Origin of the sequence: Clostridium chrysemydis (genome assembly GCF_015234215.1) — a bacterium.
Taxonomy (GTDB): domain Bacteria; phylum Bacillota; class Clostridia; order Clostridiales; family Clostridiaceae; genus Clostridium; species Clostridium chrysemydis.
This window is the reverse complement of record NZ_JADEKP010000001.1, coordinates 1058198-1078403: the sequence shown is the minus strand read 5'-3', so window position 1 is coordinate 1078403 and position 20206 is coordinate 1058198. Positions and strand designations below refer to the sequence as shown.

20 protein-coding genes are annotated in these 20206 nt (G+C 29.1%); 17 read left to right on the top strand and 3 right to left on the bottom strand.

The window, feature by feature from the left end; genetic code table 11:
- The first annotated feature begins 22 nt into the window (after positions 1 to 22).
- The 12 genes from INR60_RS05450 to INR60_RS05395 all read left to right on the top strand — a co-directional run bounded on the left by INR60_RS05450 (position 23) and on the right by INR60_RS05395 (position 14177).
- Positions 23 to 718: a ClpP family protease gene (locus INR60_RS05450; protein WP_194190466.1), complete on the top strand. Its 696-nt coding sequence runs from the start codon at positions 23 to 25 to the stop codon at positions 716 to 718.
- 103 nt (positions 719 to 821) lie between these two features.
- Complete coding sequence (locus INR60_RS05445) at positions 822 to 3191, top strand: FtsK/SpoIIIE family DNA translocase (protein ID WP_194190465.1); 2370 nt, start codon at positions 822 to 824, stop codon at positions 3189 to 3191.
- Between the two features lie 85 nt (positions 3192 to 3276).
- Entirely contained in the window at positions 3277 to 4614 is a 1338-nt protein-coding gene (rimO, locus tag INR60_RS05440; protein WP_194190464.1) for a 30S ribosomal protein S12 methylthiotransferase RimO, read from the top strand.
- Positions 4598 to 5188 carry a CDP-diacylglycerol--glycerol-3-phosphate 3-phosphatidyltransferase gene (gene pgsA / locus INR60_RS05435; RefSeq protein WP_194190463.1) on the top strand — a complete coding sequence of 197 codons (591 nt, stop codon included), beginning with the start codon at positions 4598 to 4600 and terminating at the stop codon, positions 5186 to 5188. Before rimO ends, pgsA begins: the two co-directional genes overlap by 17 nt.
- A 147-nt stretch (positions 5189 to 5335) precedes the next feature.
- A complete protein-coding gene (recA, locus tag INR60_RS05430) occupies positions 5336 to 6376 on the top strand; it encodes a recombinase RecA (protein ID WP_194190462.1) in 1041 nt (346 codons plus the stop codon).
- Between the two features lie 296 nt (positions 6377 to 6672).
- Positions 6673 to 8199, top strand: a complete 1527-nt coding sequence (gene rny / locus INR60_RS05425) for a ribonuclease Y (RefSeq protein ID WP_207729541.1) — start codon at positions 6673 to 6675, stop codon at positions 8197 to 8199.
- Between the two features lie 148 nt (positions 8200 to 8347).
- Positions 8348 to 8608: a stage V sporulation protein S gene (locus INR60_RS05420; RefSeq protein WP_194190460.1), complete on the top strand. Its 261-nt coding sequence runs from the start codon at positions 8348 to 8350 to the stop codon at positions 8606 to 8608.
- Between the two features lie 153 nt (positions 8609 to 8761).
- Complete coding sequence (locus INR60_RS05415) at positions 8762 to 9022, top strand: HPr family phosphocarrier protein (RefSeq protein ID WP_194190459.1); 261 nt, start codon at positions 8762 to 8764, stop codon at positions 9020 to 9022.
- Positions 9023 to 9223: 201 nt separating this feature from the next.
- Positions 9224 to 10654, top strand: coding sequence for an adenylosuccinate lyase (gene purB, locus INR60_RS05410; protein ID WP_194190458.1), 1431 nt, complete (start codon positions 9224 to 9226; stop codon positions 10652 to 10654).
- 105 nt (positions 10655 to 10759) lie between these two features.
- On the top strand, positions 10760 to 11914 hold the full coding sequence (locus tag INR60_RS05405) for an MFS transporter (RefSeq protein WP_194190457.1): 1155 nt from the start codon (positions 10760 to 10762) through the stop codon (positions 11912 to 11914).
- 130 nt (positions 11915 to 12044) lie between these two features.
- On the top strand, positions 12045 to 13550 hold the full coding sequence (locus INR60_RS05400; RefSeq protein WP_194190456.1) for a cobyric acid synthase: 1506 nt from the start codon (positions 12045 to 12047) through the stop codon (positions 13548 to 13550).
- A gap of 3 nt (positions 13551 to 13553) precedes the next feature.
- Entirely contained in the window at positions 13554 to 14177 is a 624-nt protein-coding gene (locus INR60_RS05395; protein WP_194190455.1) for a M48 family metallopeptidase, read from the top strand.
- A 17-nt stretch (positions 14178 to 14194) separates the two neighbouring features.
- Here INR60_RS05395 and INR60_RS05390 read toward each other — a convergent pair whose 3' ends face one another.
- The gene (locus INR60_RS05390; RefSeq protein ID WP_194190454.1) at positions 14195 to 15214 is read right to left on the bottom strand and encodes a branched-chain amino acid aminotransferase; all 1020 of its coding nucleotides are present in this window, start codon (positions 15212 to 15214) and stop codon (positions 14195 to 14197) included.
- 105 nt (positions 15215 to 15319) lie between these two features.
- Positions 15320 to 16129 (bottom strand): mechanosensitive ion channel family protein, encoded by an 810-nt coding sequence (locus tag INR60_RS05385; RefSeq protein ID WP_194190453.1) that lies wholly within the window; start codon positions 16127 to 16129, stop codon positions 15320 to 15322.
- Positions 16130 to 16415: 286 nt separating this feature from the next.
- Here INR60_RS05385 and INR60_RS05380 point away from each other — a divergent pair, with 286 nt between their 5' ends.
- The 3 genes from INR60_RS05380 to INR60_RS05370 are packed head-to-tail and all read left to right on the top strand — an operon-like array spanning position 16416 to position 18859.
- Complete coding sequence (locus INR60_RS05380) at positions 16416 to 16685, top strand: ACT domain-containing protein (protein ID WP_194190452.1); 270 nt, start codon at positions 16416 to 16418, stop codon at positions 16683 to 16685.
- Positions 16686 to 16694: 9 nt separating this feature from the next.
- Positions 16695 to 18050 (top strand): PFL family protein, encoded by a 1356-nt coding sequence (locus tag INR60_RS05375; protein WP_194190451.1) that lies wholly within the window; start codon positions 16695 to 16697, stop codon positions 18048 to 18050.
- 53 nt (positions 18051 to 18103) lie between these two features.
- Positions 18104 to 18859, top strand: coding sequence for an exodeoxyribonuclease III (locus INR60_RS05370; protein WP_194190450.1), 756 nt, complete (start codon positions 18104 to 18106; stop codon positions 18857 to 18859).
- A gap of 14 nt (positions 18860 to 18873) precedes the next feature.
- On the opposite strand, the gene INR60_RS05365 is transcribed toward INR60_RS05370, so the two are convergent.
- Entirely contained in the window at positions 18874 to 19155 is a 282-nt protein-coding gene (locus tag INR60_RS05365; protein WP_194190449.1) for a hypothetical protein, read from the bottom strand.
- Positions 19156 to 19342: 187 nt separating this feature from the next.
- Here INR60_RS05365 and INR60_RS05360 point away from each other — a divergent pair, with 187 nt between their 5' ends.
- Together INR60_RS05360 and INR60_RS05355 are read left to right on the top strand one after the other, a co-directional pair.
- The gene (locus tag INR60_RS05360; protein WP_194190448.1) at positions 19343 to 19717 is read left to right on the top strand and encodes a hypothetical protein; all 375 of its coding nucleotides are present in this window, start codon (positions 19343 to 19345) and stop codon (positions 19715 to 19717) included.
- 66 nt (positions 19718 to 19783) lie between these two features.
- A complete protein-coding gene (locus INR60_RS05355; RefSeq protein ID WP_194190447.1) occupies positions 19784 to 20188 on the top strand; it encodes a hypothetical protein in 405 nt (134 codons plus the stop codon).
- Positions 20189 to 20206 lie beyond the last annotated feature (18 nt).

The window sequence follows — 20206 nt, the reverse complement described above, 5'->3', positions numbered from 1 at the left end:
TATATTCATAGGAGGAGTTTTTATGGATATATTAAACGTGTTAGATGAAAAAGATAGGAAAAAAGATATTGATAATGAAAAGGTAGAATCTATTAAAGAATTAGGAAATACAGGTGTTATAGAACCTAATGAGAGGATTAGAGTTTTACCTATTATAGGTCAGATAGAAGGTCATATGGTTGCGCCAGCACAAACAAAGGCAACAAAGTATGAACATATTATTCCACAACTAATAGAGATGGAACAAAACGAAAGTGTAAAAGGGATATTAATTGTATTGAATACTGTTGGAGGGGATGTTGAAGCTGGGCTTGCTATAGCTGAGATGATTAATTCAATATCAAAGCCTACTGTATCAATTGTAATTGGGGGAGGGCATTCTATAGGTGTGCCACTAGCGACTTCTTCAAATTACTCTTTTATAACTCCATCTGCAACAATGATAGTTCACCCTATAAGAATGAATGGATTTATAATAGGGGTAGCGCAAACATTTGAATACTTTAAAAAGATGCAAGAAAGAATAAATGAATTTATTTTAAGAACTTCAAATGTTGATAAAAATAACTTAAATAAGATGTTAACACAAACTGGAGAGTTATTAAATGATATGGGAACTATCTTAATTGGTGAGCAGGCCGTAGAATGTGGGCTGATTGATGGTGTCGGTGGGTTGAAAGATGCAATTGACAAATTAAATTCATTAATTGAAGATTAATTTATAAAAATCAGCTATAATATTATAGCTGATTTTTATTTCTTAATAATTTTAAAAAGGTTTTTTTTAGCTTTTGTAGAAAAACATAAGGTGGGGTGATTATATGAAGAGTAACGATAAAAAGAAAAATACAAAGAAAAAAACTAGTCGTACTAAAAAAAGTAAGCAAGGAGATATTAATGGAATAATTTTTATAGCCATAGGAATATTATTATCAGTTGCTATTTATACAGATTTTGCTGGAATGCTTTCAACAGGCTTTCAAAAATTTGCCCATATTTTATTTGGAATAGGTGCATATATACTACCAGTTTACATACTATTTCTTGGGTATCAATATATAAAAAATAAAGGTAATATAATTTTAGAGAAAAAATTCTTTGGGATAACAGTGTATGTCGTTGTACTTCTTCTATTTTGTAGTACAATCCATTTGCAAATGTGGTTCAAAGAAGTAGGTTCAAATGTAAATGTAACTTTTTTTACAAGTGTTAGTAATTTAGTAAAAGCAGAAGGAATATTTAATGGAGGTATAGTTGGGAATTTGGTAGCATATCCTATGTACAAGCTAATTGGAGCTTTAGGATCTTATATACTTTATATTGCATTTGGAATAATAGCGACGGTACTTACTTTTGATATAACTGTATATGATTTAGGTATAAATATAAAAAATAAAAGCAAAAAAATAAATAAGAATTTAAAACCTAGATTAAAAGAGGAACAGAATAAAGAGACTATAAGTATAAAAGAAACTGAAAAAAATAAAAAAGATAATGACGAAATGTTAGCAGGCGTCAATAATAAAATTAAAGTTTTAGATTTCATGAAAAATTCTAAGATTCATCAAGAGGAAGGTATCATTGATCCAGAAAAAGAAAAGCCTAAAATAAAAATAAATACACCTATGGTAACTAAAGAAAATATAAAAAAAGAAATTAAAAAAGAGGAATTAGATGAGTCAACTAAAGATGATGTAAGTTCAGAGATTCAAAACAGCTTGCAAAGTGATAGAGAGAAAATCAAGTATATTCATCCGTCAATTGATATTTTAAAGGTAAATAAAAGCACTCAATTAAATGATGATGATAAACAAGAATTAATTGAAAGCGCTGATAAACTAGGAGATACTCTATCAAGTTTTGGAGTTGAAGCTACAGTTACAGAAGTATCAAAAGGACCTTCTGTAACTAGATTTGAATTACAACCAAAACCTGGAGTTAAAGTTTCAAAAATAGTTAACTTAGCTGATGATATAGCATTAGGGCTTGCAGCATCAGGAGTTAGAATAGAGGCGCCGATACCAGGTAAGGCAGCTGTAGGTATAGAGGTTCCAAATAAAAATCAAACTCCTGTTTTTTTAAGAGAAGTTTTAGATAATAATGAGTTCAAAGAGAGTAACAATAAATTAGCATTTGCACTTGGAAAGGATATCGGTGGAAAATGTGTTATAGGTGATTTAAGTAAAATGCCACATACATTAATTGCAGGTGCAACAGGGTCTGGAAAAAGTGTATGCATAAATACATTGATAGTTAGTTTATTATATAAATACTCTCCCGAAGAAGTTAAATTACTTATGGTTGATCCGAAAGTAGTTGAATTAAGCGTATATAATGGAATACCACATCTGCTTATACCGGTAGTTACAGAGCCTAAAAAGGCAGCTGGTGCATTAAACTGGGCTGTAAATGAAATGACACGCCGTTACAAATTATTTGCCGATTCTGGAGCAAGGAATATAGATTCATACAATGCCTTATTAGATAAAGGTATTATAGAAGAAAAGTTACCTTATATAGTTATAATTGTTGATGAGTTAGCAGATTTAATGATGGTTTGTCCAGGAGATGTTGAAGATTATATAGGGAGACTTGCACAAATGGCAAGAGCTGCGGGGATGCATTTAGTTATAGCAACTCAAAGACCTTCCGTAGATGTAATTACTGGTGTGATTAAAGCTAATATTCCATCTAGAATTTCATTTGCAGTTTCATCGCAAATTGATTCAAGGACAATTTTAGATAGTGGTGGAGCAGAAAAGTTGCTTGGAAGAGGGGATATGCTTTATTACCCATCTGGATCTAGTAAGCCATTAAGAGTTCAAGGGTGTTTTATTTCTGAAGAAGAGGTTGAGGAAGTAGTAAATTTCGTAAAAGGAAATGGAAGTGAAAATGACTACGAGGAAGATATATTAGAACATATTGAAAATGAATCTAGCGGAAGCAAAGTAGAAAGTTCAGAGAATGTAGATGAACTTTTAGAAGAGGCTATAAGTATAGTGATTGATTATAAGCAAGCGTCTACGTCATTCTTGCAAAGAAGACTAAGGATAGGTTTTAATAGGGCTTCTAGAATAATGGATGAATTAGAGTTTAGAGGCATAATATCTCCAAAAGATGGAAGTAGGGCAAGAGAGGTTCTAGTAACTAAGGAAGAATTGATAGCTTTAGATAGTGAAATAAATGATTGATAATTAAATGGTTAAATTTATCTTGTAATAGATGTAAAAGAGATATAAAATAAAATATAGCATTAGAACATAGGAGGAAATTGTTTTGATAAAATATAAAGTAGGAATGGTTAGCCTTGGCTGCGACAAAAATAGAGTAGATTCAGAAATTATGCTAGGTGCAATGAATAGAAGCTATGAGATAACAAATAATCCTAAAGAAGCTGATATAATAATAGTTAATACATGTGGTTTTATAGAATCAGCTAAACAAGAATCTATAGATACTATTTTAGAAATGGCAGAATATAAAACAAAGTATAATTGTAAATTACTAATAGCAACAGGATGCTTAACTCAAAGATATGGGGATGAGCTTAAAAAATTAATGCCAGAAATTGATATAATGCTTGGGGTTAATGATTATACAAAAATAGATGAACTTATAAATAACTTTATAAGAAATAAAGATGGCAAAACAGAAATCAATTATTCAGATGAGAACATTAATGAGGGTGAAAGAATACTTACAACAGATAAGAGTACAGCTTATATAAGGATTGCAGAAGGTTGTAATAATTTTTGTACTTACTGCATTATCCCTAAAATTAGAGGTAAATTCAGAAGTAGAAAGATGGAAAATATAATTGAAGAAGCTAAAATTTTAGCATCTAGAGGTGTAAAAGAAGTAATACTTATCGCACAAGACACTACACTTTATGGAAGTGATATATATGGGGAAAAAAGATTACATGTATTACTTAAGGAGTTAAGTACGATTGAAGGCATAGAATGGATAAGAGTATTATATTGTTATCCTGAGGAAATATATGATGAACTTATTGAAGAAATTTCTAAAAATGATAAAGTAGTTAAGTATTTAGATTTACCTATTCAACACATAAGTAGTAAAATACTTAAACTAATGGGAAGAAAAACAAGTAAAGAGGATATAATTAAAAAAATTGATGATTTAAGAAACAATATTAAAAATGTTACGTTAAGAACATCTTTAATTGTTGGATTCCCTAATGAATCGGTAGATGATTTTAATGAATTAAAAGAATTTTTAATTGACTATAAGTTAGATAAAGTCGGAGTTTTTAAATATTCAAGAGAAGAAGGTACTCCAGCTGCTATTATGGATGGGCAAATAGATGAAGAGATTAAAGAATCAAGAGAGAAAGAGTTAATGCTTTTACAAAATTCTATATCTAAAGAAATTAATACTGAAAAACTTGGGAGAGTTTATAGTGTTTTAGTTGAAGGAAAAAATGATAATAAATTTTATGGTAGAAACTATGAAATGGCACCAGAAATAGATGGAAATGTTTTTTTCACAAAGAAATGCACTCCAAAAATTGGAGACTTTGTTAAAGTTAAGATAGAAGGTAATACAGATTATGATTTAGTAGGAGTTGGTATATGTGAATCTTGCAAATAAATTGACTTTAATTAGAATAGTGTTTGTACCACTATTCTTAATATTTATGATATTTAATGACATACCATATGGTACATTTATAGCAACGATTATATTTGTTTTAGCTTCAATAACAGATAAGCTAGATGGATATATTGCAAGAAGCAGAAATCAAATAACTGATTTTGGAAAGTTCATGGATCCATTAGCAGATAAATTGTTAGTTACGACTGCTTTAATAGCTTTAGTAGGTATAGGTGTTATTCCAAGTTGGACTGTTGTTATTATAATAGCTAGAGAGTTTGCGGTTTCAGGATTAAGAAGTATAGCTGCAGCTAGTGGAAAAGTAATAGCAGCTAGTTGGTGGGGGAAAATAAAGACTGTTATTCAAATGATAGCTATAATATTGCTATTGTTAAATGTTAGCATTGGTGAATCAATGTATTTTACAGATATGGTAAATTCTAATTCAAGTTTAAACTTTATATTTAATTCATTACCTATTTTAGTATTGTATTTAGCAGTAATAGTAACAGTTATTTCTGGAATAGATTATTTTATGAAAAATAGAAAAGTAATCTCAACAAATAAATAAATTGATTAAAAAATTGTTTATAAGTCAATAATAGTAAAAGTTCCTTCTAAATGTTGGAACTTTTATTTATAGAAAATGTTGACTTAAATAAACATATTATATATAATAGTTTTATAAGAACATAAGTTCGATGAAGGGAAGGTATGTATGAGTAATATTGATGTAAATAAATTAAAAGCTATAGAAGCAGCTATGGGACAAATAGAAAAACAATTTGGAAAAGGTTCTGTTATGAAGCTTGGAGAAAATGCAGCTCTTAACATAGATTCTATATCAACAGGTTGTTTAGATTTAGATATTGGACTTGGAATTGGCGGAGTGCCAAAGGGAAGAATAATTGAGATATATGGACCAGAAAGTTCAGGAAAAACGACTGTGGCACTTCATATAGTTGCAGAAGCACAAAAAAAAGGTGGAGCAGTTGGATTTATAGATGCAGAACATGCTTTAGATCCTAGTTATGCAAGAAAAATTGGGGTTGATACTGAAAATTTAATAGTATCACAACCAGATACTGGAGAGCAAGGACTTGAAATTGCTGAGGCATTAGTACGTTCTGGTGCTATTGATGTCTTAGTAGTTGACTCAGTTGCAGCACTAGTTCCAAGGGCCGAAATAGAAGGTGAGATGGGAGATGCCCACGTAGGTTTACAAGCGCGTCTTATGTCACAAGCATTAAGAAAATTAGCGGGAACAATAAGTAAAACTAATTGTGTTGCTATCTTTATAAACCAATTAAGAGAAAAGGTTGGAGTTATGTTTGGTAACCCAGAAACAACACCAGGAGGAAGAGCTTTAAAATTCTATGCATCAGTTAGAATGGATATTAGAAGAATTGATTCTATTAAACAAGGTGATGCAATTGTTGGTAATAGAACAAGAGTTAAAATAATAAAAAATAAAGTTGCTCCTCCATTTAGGCAAGCGGAATTTGATATTATGTATAATGAAGGAATATCAAGAGAAGGTAATATTGTAGATGTCGGTGTTAAAGAAGGTATGGTTCAAAAAAGTGGAGCATGGTTCTCTTATGATGATATAAGATTAGGTCAAGGAAGAGAAAATGCAAAAATATATCTTAAAGAAAATCCAGAAGTAGCGTTAGAAATAGAGAATAAAATCCGTGAAAAACATGGATTACCTTTAATGACTGAGGAAGTTATAGAAGTAGTAAAAGATGAACAATAAAAAACAGGGTGATTTATCACTCTGTTTTTTATTTTTTATATAAATTACAAAAATAATATAACCGTTTACTTAAATTGTAAAAACAAGAGAATTTTAAAGATATTAAAAGAAAAATAGCATAAATTTTATTATAATGAGTATATAGTACTTAACTTGACATAATTTTAATTTTACTATACAATAATAACAAATACTGGTTTATCATATTCCATCATTAACAGTGAAAGGAATATGACACCTACTACGCTTTCATATTTTAAATTAAGCTAGGAGGTGTTAGTGTGCAACTAATCATAATGATATTAATAGATATAGTTGTACTGTTTATATTAGGAATAGTACTTTATAAAACAATTCAAACAACGTCAAAGGAAAAGGTAGAATCTCTAGAAAAGGAAGCTGAAAACCTTGTAAACGAAGCTAAAAGAGAAGCTGATACCATTAAAAAGGAATCAATACTTGAAGCTAAGGAAGAGGTTCATAGATTAAGGAATGATTTAGAGAAAGATTCTCGTGAGAGAAGAAATGAAATCCAAAGACTTGAAAGAAGAGTGTTACAAAGAGAAGAAACTCTTGATAAAAAGAGTGATTTTTTAGAAAAGAAAGAAGAAACAATCAATGGAAGAATGCAAGAAATAGATCAGTTAGAGGTTGAAGCTAAAGAACTTCATAATAGAAGAAGGGAAGAGCTTGAGAGGGTAGCTAACCTATCTAGTGATGAAGCAAGAAAAATTCTTTTAGACGAAATCAAGAAAGAAATTTCTCATGACGCAGCTGTTATGATAAAGGATATTGAAAGTAGGGCTAAAGAGGAAGCTGATAAGAAAGCTAGAGAAATAGTTACAACTGCAATTCAACGTTGTGCAGCAGATCACGTTTCAGAGACAACAGTTCATGTTGTAGCATTACCAAACGATGAAATGAAGGGTAGAATAATAGGTAGAGAAGGTAGAAACATTAGAACATTAGAAACATTAACAGGTGTAGATTTAATAATTGATGATACACCAGAAGCAGTAATTTTATCTAGTTTTGATCCAATAAGAAGAGAAGTTGCTAGGTTAGCACTTGAAAAACTTATTGTGGATGGCAGAATTCATCCAGCTAGAATAGAGGAGATGGTTGATAAAGCTCGTATTGATGTCGAAAATGACATTAAGGAAGAAGGAGAGCAAGCAACTTTAGAAACTTCTGTTCATGGATTACATCCAGAATTAATTAGATTACTAGGTAGATTAAAGTATAGAACTAGCTATGGTCAAAATGTACTTAAGCATTCTGTAGAAGTTTCATACTTAGCTGGATTAATGGCTTCTGAGTTAGGTTTAGATGTAACTCTAGCTAGAAGAGCAGGTTTATTACATGATATAGGTAAAGCCGTAGATCAGGAGCAAGAAGGACCACATGCATTAATAGGTGGAGACTTAGCTAAGAAATATGGTGAATCACCTGCAGTAGTAAATGCTATCGCAGCCCATCATGGGGATGTTGAGATGCAATCTTTAGAAGCGATTTTAGTTCAAGCAGCTGATGCTATATCAGCGGCAAGACCTGGTGCGAGAAGAGAAACATTAGAGGCATATATAAAAAGATTAGAAAAGTTAGAAGAAATTGCTAACTCATACGAAGGTGTAGAAAAGTCATATGCCATTCAAGCTGGTAGAGAGATAAGAATTATGGTTAAACCAGATCAAATTGATGATACGAAGGCAGTTGAACTAGCACGTGATATTGTCAAAAGTGTCGAAGAACAATTAGAATATCCAGGACAAATAAAAATCAGTGTTATTAGAGAAACTAGAGCAGTTGATTTTGCTAAATAATTATAAAAATACATTTTGTTTTACAAAATGTATTTTTTTTTAGAATAAAAAAGGAATTAGTAATAATGTGTAGAATATTAATAAGTATACCAAACTATGGTATACAATATGTAAACGATTAGTGACTACTAGGAGGAAACGAAGAAAGATGGAAGTATTAAAGGTATCAACAAAATCAAACCCTAATTCAGTAGCTGGGGCAATAGCTGCTATAATAAAAGAAAAAAACGGAGTAGAAATTCAAGCTATAGGTGCTGGGGCTATAAATCAAGCAGTAAAGTCAATAGCTATAGCAAGAGGATTTGTAGCACCAAGTGGTAAAGATATAATTTGTATACCAGCTTTTACGGATATACAAATTGATGGAGAAGAAAGAACTGCAATTAAACTAATTGTTCAATCAAGATAATATATAAAATAAGGGGTATTCTTTTATTTTTTTATAATTTTTATAATTGGATAAATAATCATGAGAACGGTTGAAATTTATTATAAAAACGTTTATAATGTAATGGTTAATACAATTTGTTAACAACAAAATTGAGTAAAGAGGTGTTTATGCATGGTATCTAAAGAGGTTTTAGTTAAAAATGCAACTGGTTTACACGCTAGACCAGCTACTTTATTAGTTAAAAAGGCTTCATCATTCAAATCAGATGTAAGCTTAGAGTTCAACGGAAAAAAAGCTAACGTAAAGAGCTTAATAGGAGTTCTTTCATTAGCAGTAACAGCTAACTCAACAGTAACAGTTATAGCTTCAGGAGATGACGAAGCTTTAGCAGTAGAAGAGATAGCATCATTAATCGAAAATTTAGAAGATTAATAAAATTAAAGGTTCCTTCTGGAGCCTTTTTTTTATTTTAAACACTCCTTATTAAAAAGTTATCTTATCTTACAATTTGGGAAAAGTAAATATGATAAGTGTAATAAAATATTTTCTAATTATATGAAAAAAGTTTAAATTATGATATAATACGAACTATATTAATAAATAAAAAAAATACATTCGTATGTGGAGGGTAAAATGAAAAATTTATATAGTACACCTTTAAATTCAAGATATGCTTCAAAAGAAATGAGCTTTATTTTTTCTGATGATATGAAATTTACAACATGGAGAAAACTTTGGGTTGCATTAGCTGAGGGTGAAAAAGAATTAGGATTAAATATAACAGATGAACAAATTAATGAGTTAAAATCAAACATAAACAACATAAATTATGAAGATGCTATAAAAAGAGAAAAAGAAGTACGACATGATGTTATGAGTCATGTTTATGCTTATGGATTACAATGTCCAAATGCAAAAGGAATAATACATTTAGGAGCTACAAGTTGTTATGTTGGAGATAACACAGATGTAATAATAATGAAGGATGCACTTCAATTAGTTAGAAAAAAACTTGTAACAGTATTACATAGATTAAGTAAATTTGCAATCAAATATAAAGATATGCCAACGCTAGGATTTACACATTTTCAACCAGCTCAATTAACTACTGTAGGGAAAAGAGCTACTTTATGGATGCAAGATTTAGTTTTAGATATTGAGAACATAGATTTTGTAATAAGCACATTAAAACTTAGAGGGGTTAAGGGGACAACAGGAACTCAAGCTAGTTTTATGAATTTGTTTGAAGGAAATGAAGAAAAAGTAAAAGAATTAGATAATATAGTTGCAAAAAAGATGGGATTTTCTAAGAGCTATGGTGTAACTGGTCAAACATATCCAAGGAAATTGGATTCAATTATTTTAAATACATTATCAGAAATTGCACAAAGTTGCTATAAGTTTAGTAATGATTTAAGATTACTTCAAAGCATGAAAGAAATTGAAGAACCATTTGAAAAAAATCAGATAGGGTCATCAGCTATGGCTTATAAAAGAAATCCTATGAGAAGTGAGAGAATGGGTGCTTTAGCAAGATATGTTATAGTAGATGCCCTAAATCCTGCTATAACAGCCTCTACTCAATGGTTTGAGAGAACATTAGACGATTCTGCAAATAAGAGAATTTCGATTGCAGAAGGGTTTCTTGCTTTAGATGGAGTATTAAATTTATACATTAACATAGCAGAAAATATGGTAGTGTATGATAAAGTAATCAAGGCACATGTATTAAATGAGCTACCTTTTATGGCAACAGAAAATATAATGATGGAAGCTGTAAAAAGAGGTAAGGATAGACAGGAATTACATGAAAAGATAAGAATTCATTCAATGGCTGCAGCAAATAGGGTTAAGGGTGAAGGATTAGATAATGATCTTATAAAAAGAATAATCGAAGATCAATCTTTTGGATTAACAGAGGATGAAATATTAAATATTATTGATCCAAATAAATTTGTAGGAAGAGCACCGAGTCAAGTAACTGAGTTTATAAGTGAATATGTAGACCCAATAATTGATAGTGATAAAGGTGCAGTTGATGTTAAAACTGAAATAAACGTATAGAGATAGTAGAGGTACATAATTAATTGTTATGTATCTCTATTTTACTATAATGTTTTTTTATGATATAATAAATCGGTTTAAACAAAAGATTTAAAGGAGAAAAAAATGAATAAAAAAACAAAGATTATTTCTACTATCCTTATATATATTGTAATGATGATTGTTGCAACAACAGAAGGATTAATAAATATGTTTGGAGTAAGTATTAGGGAAAGTTTCAACATAAGTGATACCACATTTTCTCTTATGTTCACTTTTGGGTCTATTGGGTATTTACTATGTAATTATATAGGGGGATATTTAAGTGAAAAAATTGGTCAAAAGAAACTTGTTCTAATAGGTCTAATAGGTGTTATTCTTATGAATTTAGTTCAGTGGAAAGCATCAAGCTTTTTAGTTTTTGGTATAAGTTTTGCTTTTATACAGGGTTTTTTAGGGTTGATATCTATAGCTATTAATACTATAATACCAATTTTGTGGATTACTGGACAGGCTATAGCTATGAATTTAACTCATTTCTCATACGGGGTTGGACTATCTGCATCACAAAAAATATCAGGGATGCTTCTTAGTGAAAATGTAAGTTGGAGATATATATATCTAGGAGCTGCAATATTAACATTAATAATATTTGTAGTATTTTTCTTTGTTAAGTTACCGCACAATAAAGAAGTAAGTGAAATTGAAAAAGTATCATTAAGTGAGGTTTTAAAGGAAAAAACAACCTGGTTTTTAGTAATTGGATTAGGATTTTACATAATGGCAGAACAGGGTACTGGACGTTGGTTACCTACATATATTGAAACAAATTACGGACATTTAAATAAATCTCAAATTGCATCTTATGTTTCTATATTTTTCCTTTTGCTAACATTAGGTAGACTAATAGGAGGGTTTATAGTACAAAAATTTGGAGACTTAAAAAGTGTAAGATTATTTTCTTTTTTAGGTTCTATAATTTTTATAGCTGGTCTTTTATTTGGTGAAAAAGGATTATATGTAATATCAGTTTCAGGATTTTTCTTTTCAATAATATTTCCAACTAGTGTTGTAATTGCAAGCAATAGTTTTAAGAAATATAAGGCATATTCTACTGGAGTTGTAATAACATTTGCAAGTTTAGTAAATACATTTTTAAATTTGTTAGTAGGTATATTATCTGATAAGTTTGGAATATCTATTGCAATATTTGTAATGCCAATTTCAATATTTATAACATTTTGTTTTATTTCTATGATAAAACAAACAAAAAAAAGCTAGACAAATTTGTCTAGCTATATTTTATTATAAGAAACTAAGAAAATTATTATAATATTAATAAAATAGAGAGTATTATTTAAAAAATATCAATTACAATAAAAGATATGATATGAGAAAGGGAGATGTAAAGTTGAGTAAAAATATAATGATATTGAGTAATTCAGAGGGTGGAGGTAAATCATTCTTAGCAACTATAATTTGTAGATATTTAACTGTAAATAATAAGAAAGTATCACCATTTAAGCTCTTAAACATAACTAAAAAGATAGAGACTATAAACGGTATGGAGGTTATAAGTAAGGCACAGGCACTTCAAGCTGAGGCTTCTGACATTCAAGTAACAACAAAAGTAAATCCAGCTCTTGTTAAGTTGCTAGGGGACAATAAAAAACTATATATTGACGGTAAATTTTATAGGGATATAGAATATAGTCTATTAAAAGAATGTGGACAAGAATTTGAAGAATTATTCAATACTGTATTTGAGAATTTAGAATCAGAATATGATTATATAGTGTTAGAAGGTGAAGGTGCATGTAAATGTATGCAAAATAAGCCCTGGGATTTTTTAAACTTTGAGATGGCAAAGAGAACAAATTCAGATGTGATTTTAATAGTAGATTGTTCAAAAGAGGATGCATTTCCTTCACTATATGGAACATTAAAATTACTAGAAAAAGATGAATTAGAAATCATTAGAGGTATATTTTTAAATAAATATATTGAAAATGAAGGCGACCATAACATATTTTTGAATAGGATTAGTGATGAGTTTGGTTTAAATATAATAGGTAATATACCAGAAATGAATTATGATATTGAAAAGCAAAGGGTTGTTAATGAAAGATTTTATTTTGATAAGAAAACAATATTAGAAATTGGAATAATAAATTTTCCTGGAATAAGTAAAAAAACTGATTTTTACCCTTTAGAAAAAGAAGATAATGTAAAGATAACCTATATTAATGATAAAGATCAACTTTCGGATAAAGATATAATTATTATTCCGGGATCTAGAAACACTTTAAGTGATTTAGAATATATAAAAGATAAAGGAATTTTAGACGAGATAATAAGGCAAAAAAACAGAGGAAAATTTATATTGGGAGTTGGATCAGGATTTCAAATGCTTGGGAAAACAATAAATGATATATATGGCTTAGAGGGTGAAAAGGATGAAACCGTCGAAGGCATAAATTTGCTTCCAATTGATACAATATTTACTTTAAATAAAAAAACAGTTGTTACTAAAGGTCAAATTGTAAATTCTATAGATATATATAGTGATTTAATAGGTAAAAAAGTATACGGCTATGAATTGATTAACTGCGAATATAAAATAAATGAAGCGGCAATACCTTTTATAGTAGATGGTTATAATAATATAATTGGTATAATGGATGATAGTGGTTATGTAATTGGTACGTATCTTCATGGGTTGTTTGAAAGCGATGAATTTAGGAAGGCATTTTTAGAGATACTTAAAATTAAATTCAATGTAATATTAAAAAATCAAACAATTGAAAATAAATTTTACTCAAAATATAAAAAGAGTAAATTCGATTTATTGCTTAATGATTTTTTGATTAATGTAGACGTTGATAAATTGAATTCTATTTTAGGTTTAAAGTGTTAAGTTATGAATTATGAACTTATAAGAAAAAATACAAATTACATAAAATTCAAAGTTAGAAATAGAAAAATTATTGTAATAGCGCCTTTCGGAATGCCATATGAGTTAATAGAAAAATATATCCAAAAATTTAAAGAGAAATTTAAAAAAGAAATAAATGATTTTAAAATTGCGTATCTTTTAGATAAAGAACCTCTAAGTGAAATATTATACTTAGGTAAAAAATACACTTTGAAATTAGAAAAATCTATAACTGAAATATCAATTAAGGATAATTTAATTGTTATACCTATAGTGAAAGAGGACATAAATACATCTCTGTTAAATTGGTATAAAAAAAGAGCAGAAGATATACTATTAGGATTTTGTAAAAAATGGGAGAAGATTTTAAATATTAATTCTAAAAAAATCAGGTTGAAGTTAATGAAAACAAGATGGGGTAGTTGTAACTATAATAAAAGATATATAAACTTAAATATTGAATTACTAACAAAAACTATGGATTTTATTGATTATGTTGTTTTACACGAATATGCACATATTTTTCACCCAAATCATTCTAAAGAATTTTATGACTTCATAAGATTATATAAACCAAACTATGAGATAATAATAAAAACTCAGAGATAAATCTCTGAGTTTTTATTTTATACTGTATATATCCAACCATTAGGTGCAGATACATCACCAAATTGAATGCCTATTAATGTATCATATAATTTTTTTGTAACAGGACCTACATCTGTTGTGCTGTGAAAAACTTGTAAATTACCATTATATTCAATACCTCCAATTGGAGTAATAACAGCTGCTGTTCCACAAGCCCCAGCTTCAATGAACTTATCTAACTCTGAAACAAGAACATCTCCTTCTATAACTTCCATTCCAAAGTAATCTCTAGCTATCGCTAATAGAGAATATTTTGTTATACTAGGTAAAATGGAAGGTGAAAGTGGAGTAATGAATTCATTATTAGCAGTTATCCCAAAGAAGTTAGCAGAACCAACTTCTTCAATCTTCGTGTGAGTAGCAGGGTCTAAGAATATGGCATCTGCATATCCTTTTTCTTTAGCCTTTTTTTGAGCAATCAAACTACCTGCATAATTTCCACCAACTTTTGCAGCGCCAGTACCTTTAGGTGCAGCTCTATCATAGTCAGAAATCATAAAATTAAATGGTTTCATACCACCTTTAAAGTAAGGACCAACTGGTATGCAAAAGACAGAAAAAATAAATTTATTTGCAGGTTTTAATCCTATGTTATCCCCAACACCGATTAAAAAAGGTCTTAAATATAAAGTTGCTCCAGTACCATAAGGTGGAACAAATCTTTCATTTGCCTTAACGACTTGCTTGCACGCGTCTATAAATTTTTCTACCGGAACTTCTGGCATTAATAATCTATCAGCACTACTATTTAATCTTTTTGCATTTTCATCTGGTCTGAATAGTTGTATTTCACCAGATTTTGTTCTGTATGCTTTTAATCCTTCAAAACACTGTTGACCGTAATGTAATGCAGGAGAGCCCTCTTCGATGCACAATGTATTATCTTTAACAAGTACACCATTATCCCACTCTCCATTTTCCCAAACTGATATGTATCTTAAATCAGTTTTGATATAATCGAAACCCAAATTGTTCCAGTCTATTATTGTATTTTCCATAAGAATCACTCGAAAGTGATGCCCCCTCTCTATTGTTTAATTATTACATATATTATAATACATAGGATTTAAATAATAAAGAAAAAGATACCCGAATAGGTATCTTTATTTAATCATATGTATATCCATTTGCTGATATGGCATAGAAATATTATTTTCATCGAATTTAAGTTTAATTTCTTCTAATAAATAAAAATAAACGGTCCAGTAATCTTCTGTATTTGTCCATACTCTAAGAACAAAATCTAATGAGCTTGCAGCGTGTTTTGACAATGCGATAAATGGTTCTTGGTCTTTAATAATATGTTCACTTTTTAATGCTATTGATTGTAATAGTGATTTTACTAATAATATATCTTCATCATATCCTACGGAAACGGTTAAATCTACTCTTCGCGTAGGTTTTGACGAATAGTTAATAACGGTTCCATTTGATAACTTGCCATTTGGTATAGTAATTTCTTTGTTATCTACAGTTATAATATGTGTGTAAAATATTGTTATTTTCTCAACTACACCTTGGTATTTTTCACACTCAATATAATCAGCTACTTTAAAAGGTCTTAAAATTAATATTATTACACCACCTGCAAAATTACCTAAACTACCTTGTAATGCTAGTCCTACAGCAAGTCCAGCAGAAGCTAATAAAGCAGCAATACCACTAGTTGCTATTCCTACATAATCCATAACAACTACTATGAGTAAAAACTTAAGGCCTATATCTGCAAAAGCATGGCAAAATGAAATTAGAGTTTCATCAAAATTTTTACTTAAGAGAAACTTATTTAAAGATGATAAGGTTTTATTTATTAACTTCCAAAAAATAAAAACTGCAATAACACCAATTAAAAGTTTTATTCCACTAGTTTTAATCCAATGAAAACAAAAATCTATTATTTTACTAATATCCATAATTTCCTCCTTTGATTTAACAATAAATATTATCTTATAAACTGTATAAGCATGTCTATCTATTAAATATTAATAAAATATGAAAGTGTTTAAAAGCATAAATGTTTAGAAAAATTAAGATATAAATTTTACTTAATTAAATAAAAAACGAAAAATATATAAAAATATGTATGGATTAGTATATAAAGTATGGACTAATTTGAATAAATGTTTGTATCTAATTGACAAAAAAATAATAAATCGATAAAATAAAAAATAACTTTAATGGTATAATATGGAGGTAAAAATGAAAGGGATTTTAACAGTCGTAGGTAGGGATGAAATTGGAATAATCGCAGGTATAAGTAATGCGTTAAGTAAGTTAAATATTAATATTTTAGATGTAAATCAAACTATTATGAATAGTCATTTTACAATGTTTATGGTTGTAGATTTAGTAAGGTCGGATTTTTCTTTTGATGAAATTAAAAATGAATTAACTAATTTAGGTAAAAAGATGAATTTAGATATTAAAATACAGCGAGAAGAAATATTTGAATCAATGCACAATATATAGGGGGTATTTATGAATACAGGTAACATAATTGAAACACTTAAAATGATAGATGAAGAGAATCTTGATATAAGAACTATAACTATGGGAATATCATTACTAGATTGTATAGACTCTGATTCAGATAAAGCTTGTAAAAAAATATATAATAAGATTTTTCAAAAAGCGAAAGATTTAGTTAAGGTAGGGAATGATATAGAAAATGAGTTTGGGATACCAGTTATCAATAAAAGAATTTCAGTAACACCAATTTCTATAGTTGCAGCTGCATCAGAAGATGAAGATTATCTAAAATATGCTATTACTCTAGATAAAGTAGCTAATGAATTAGATATTGATTTTATAGGTGGATTTACAGCACAAGTTCAAAAAGGATACACAAAAGGTGATGTAAAATTGATCAAATCAATTCCTTTAGCATTAAGCAAAACAAAAAAAGTTTGTGCATCAATTAACGTAGCTTCGTCAAGGTCAGGGTTAAATATGGATGCTGTAAAAGAAATGGGGATTATTATAAAAGAAACTGCAAAACTAACTAAATCTCAAAATGGATTAGGATGCGCAAAACTTGTTGTATTCTCAAATGCTGTCGAAGATAATCCTTTTATGGCTGGGGCGTTTCATGGAGTTGGAGAAGAGGATGTTGTAATAAATATCGGGGTGTCTGGACCAGGAGTAGTTCAAAGGGCGCTTAAAAGTGTTAAAGGAGAAAGTTTTGATGTTTTATATGAAACAATAAAGAAAACTGCATTTAAAATTACAAGAATGGGTCAATTAGTGGGCAATGAGGCTTCGAAGAGGCTTGGAGTAAAATTTGGAATAGTAGATTTATCTTTAGCACCGACTCCAATAATAGGTGATTCTGTAGCGCATATACTTGAGGAAATGGGATTAGAGAGCGTTGGTACACATGGAACAACTGCAGCATTAGCCCTTCTTAATGATGCAGTTAAAAAAGGTGGTGTAATGGCATGTACACATGTAGGAGGATTAAGTGGAGCGTTTATACCAGTCTCAGAGGATTCTGGCATGATAGATGCAGTTATTAATGAAGCTATAAATATAGATAAACTTGAGGCTATGACTGCTGTATGTTCTGTAGGATTGGATATGATTGCTATACCTGGTGATACACCATCAGAAACTATCTCTGCAATGATAGCAGATGAAGCTGCTATTGGAATGATAAATAATAAAACAACTGCTGTAAGAATAATACCTGTACCTGGGGGAGAGGTAGGAGATATAGTTGAATTTGGCGGACTTTTAGGGAGGGCACCTATAATGAAGGTCAACAAATATTCTTCTAAAGAATTTATAGATAGAGGAGGAAGAATTCCCGCACCAATTCACTCATTTAAAAATTAAAATTATATGTGATATAATAGTACAAAAGATTACATATTAAGGAGTAGAAAAATATGAAAAAATTAATTTCATGGAATGTAAATGGATTACGAGCTTGTGTAAATAAAGGGTTTATGGAGCTTTTTAATGAAATAGACGCGGACTTTTTTTGTTTACAGGAAATAAAACTTCAAGACGGTCAAATAGATCTGGCATTAAAAGATTATTATTGCTACTGGAATTATGCTCAAAAAAAAGGTTATTCTGGTACAGCAATATTTTCTAAGATCAAACCTATATCTGTTAAACTAGGGCTAGGTATAGAAGAACATGATAATGAGGGTAGAGTAATTACATTAGAATTTGAAGATTTCTTCTTAGTTAACGTATATACACCAAACTCAAAAGATAAGCTTGCAAGGCTCGATTATAGAATGGTTTGGGAAGATATATTTAGAGAATATTTAGAGGGGCTTAAAGAAAAAAAATCAGTAATTTTATGTGGGGATTTAAATGTCGCACATGAAGAAATAGACTTAAAAAACCCAAAAACTAATAGAAAAAATGCTGGATTTAGCGATGAAGAGAGAGGTAAGATGACAGAACTTCTCAATAGCGGTTTTGTAGATAGTTTTAGATATTTATATCCTGATTTAGAAGGTGCCTATTCATGGTGGTCATATAGATTTAATGCTAGAAAAAATAATGCTGGATGGAGAATAGATTATTTTATAGTATCTAGTGATTTAAAAGAAAACATAGTAGATTCACTTATTTATAAGGATGTTATGGGATCTGACCATTGTCCGGTTGGATTAATAATAAAATAGAGGTCAAATGACCTCTATTTTATTATTAAATTAATTTTTTCGTTATTAGTGATGCAAAAAAATTCTATCTGATTGTAAAGGTCTAAGAAATCTTCATTGTTTTCTAAAAAGATAGTTGCTTCTTCTTCTAAAAATTCTAATAGAGAATTGAATTTTTCAGTTTCTATTAAGTTTATCTTATTTTCAACATCCGGTGAAAAGGTATATATATCTTCATGTATCCCGTATTTTATTTCGTTATTCTTATTTTCCACTATTGTTTTAAATATATTAAATATTTCTAATTGACTAAGCATAAGACCGTTCCTTCCATTTCTATGTGACTTAATAATATCAGATTTTTATTATAAAGTATAACTATATATGCAATAAATTAATTAAGTTTATAGTTAATTAAAAAAACATATAAAAATAAAGGAATTTAGCAATCTTTTATCGAATATTGTATAATTGAATAGTAGTTTAATTTATGGAGGGGAAATAATGGGTAAAAATCAAAAGTGTTCTGTAATAATAAAAGATGATTTTAATAATGTATTAATAATAGCAAAGGGAAAGAAAAATGATCCAATAAAGTGGCAACTTATAGGTAGAGAAAGCAAGGGTAAAGAAACGAAAGAGAAATGTATTAATAATTGTGTAAAAGAAGTATTAAATACGTTATTATTTGATTTAGAAGAGGTAGATGAATTTCTAATAGAGGATCAAAGCGTGTATTTATTTAAAGGAAAGTTAAAAGAATACATAAACTTGGGGAAAAATGTAAAGGAAATTGAATGGGTAAATGAAGAATCTATTGAAAATTACGATTTTTTAAATGGTGAGAAAGAATTATTAATTGAATATTTTAAATTATAAAAGCTAGAAATTTCTAGCTTTTTTTATGATAGAATTATAGTAGAAAAACTTAAAGATGGTGATGAAATGATAAAGATAAGATTGGATAAAAGTTATTCAGGGGAACCTATTTTTAGATTAGGACTAGATAAATGTGACGAAGATAACAAATTATTAAAAAGGGCGATTATTGAGTCTAAAAGGAATAAAGGAATATATAATTATATTATTCCTATGAAATACTTCTTACCTATATTCAGCAATTTAAAGAAAGAAAGAATTAAGTTAGATACAAGAAGTTATACAGAATTCTTTGAATTTTCAGATGAATTAGAAGAAAGGTTCTTTTACTGTACACAAATAAATCCTAAATACATGAGAATTTGGAGAAAAGAAAGTTGCCCTAATATATTTAAAATCAAAATAGATAAAGATAGTATGGAAATATCTAAAAGAATAGCTTTTAACAAAATAAATATAAATAAGCAATGATCACTTAATCATTGCTTA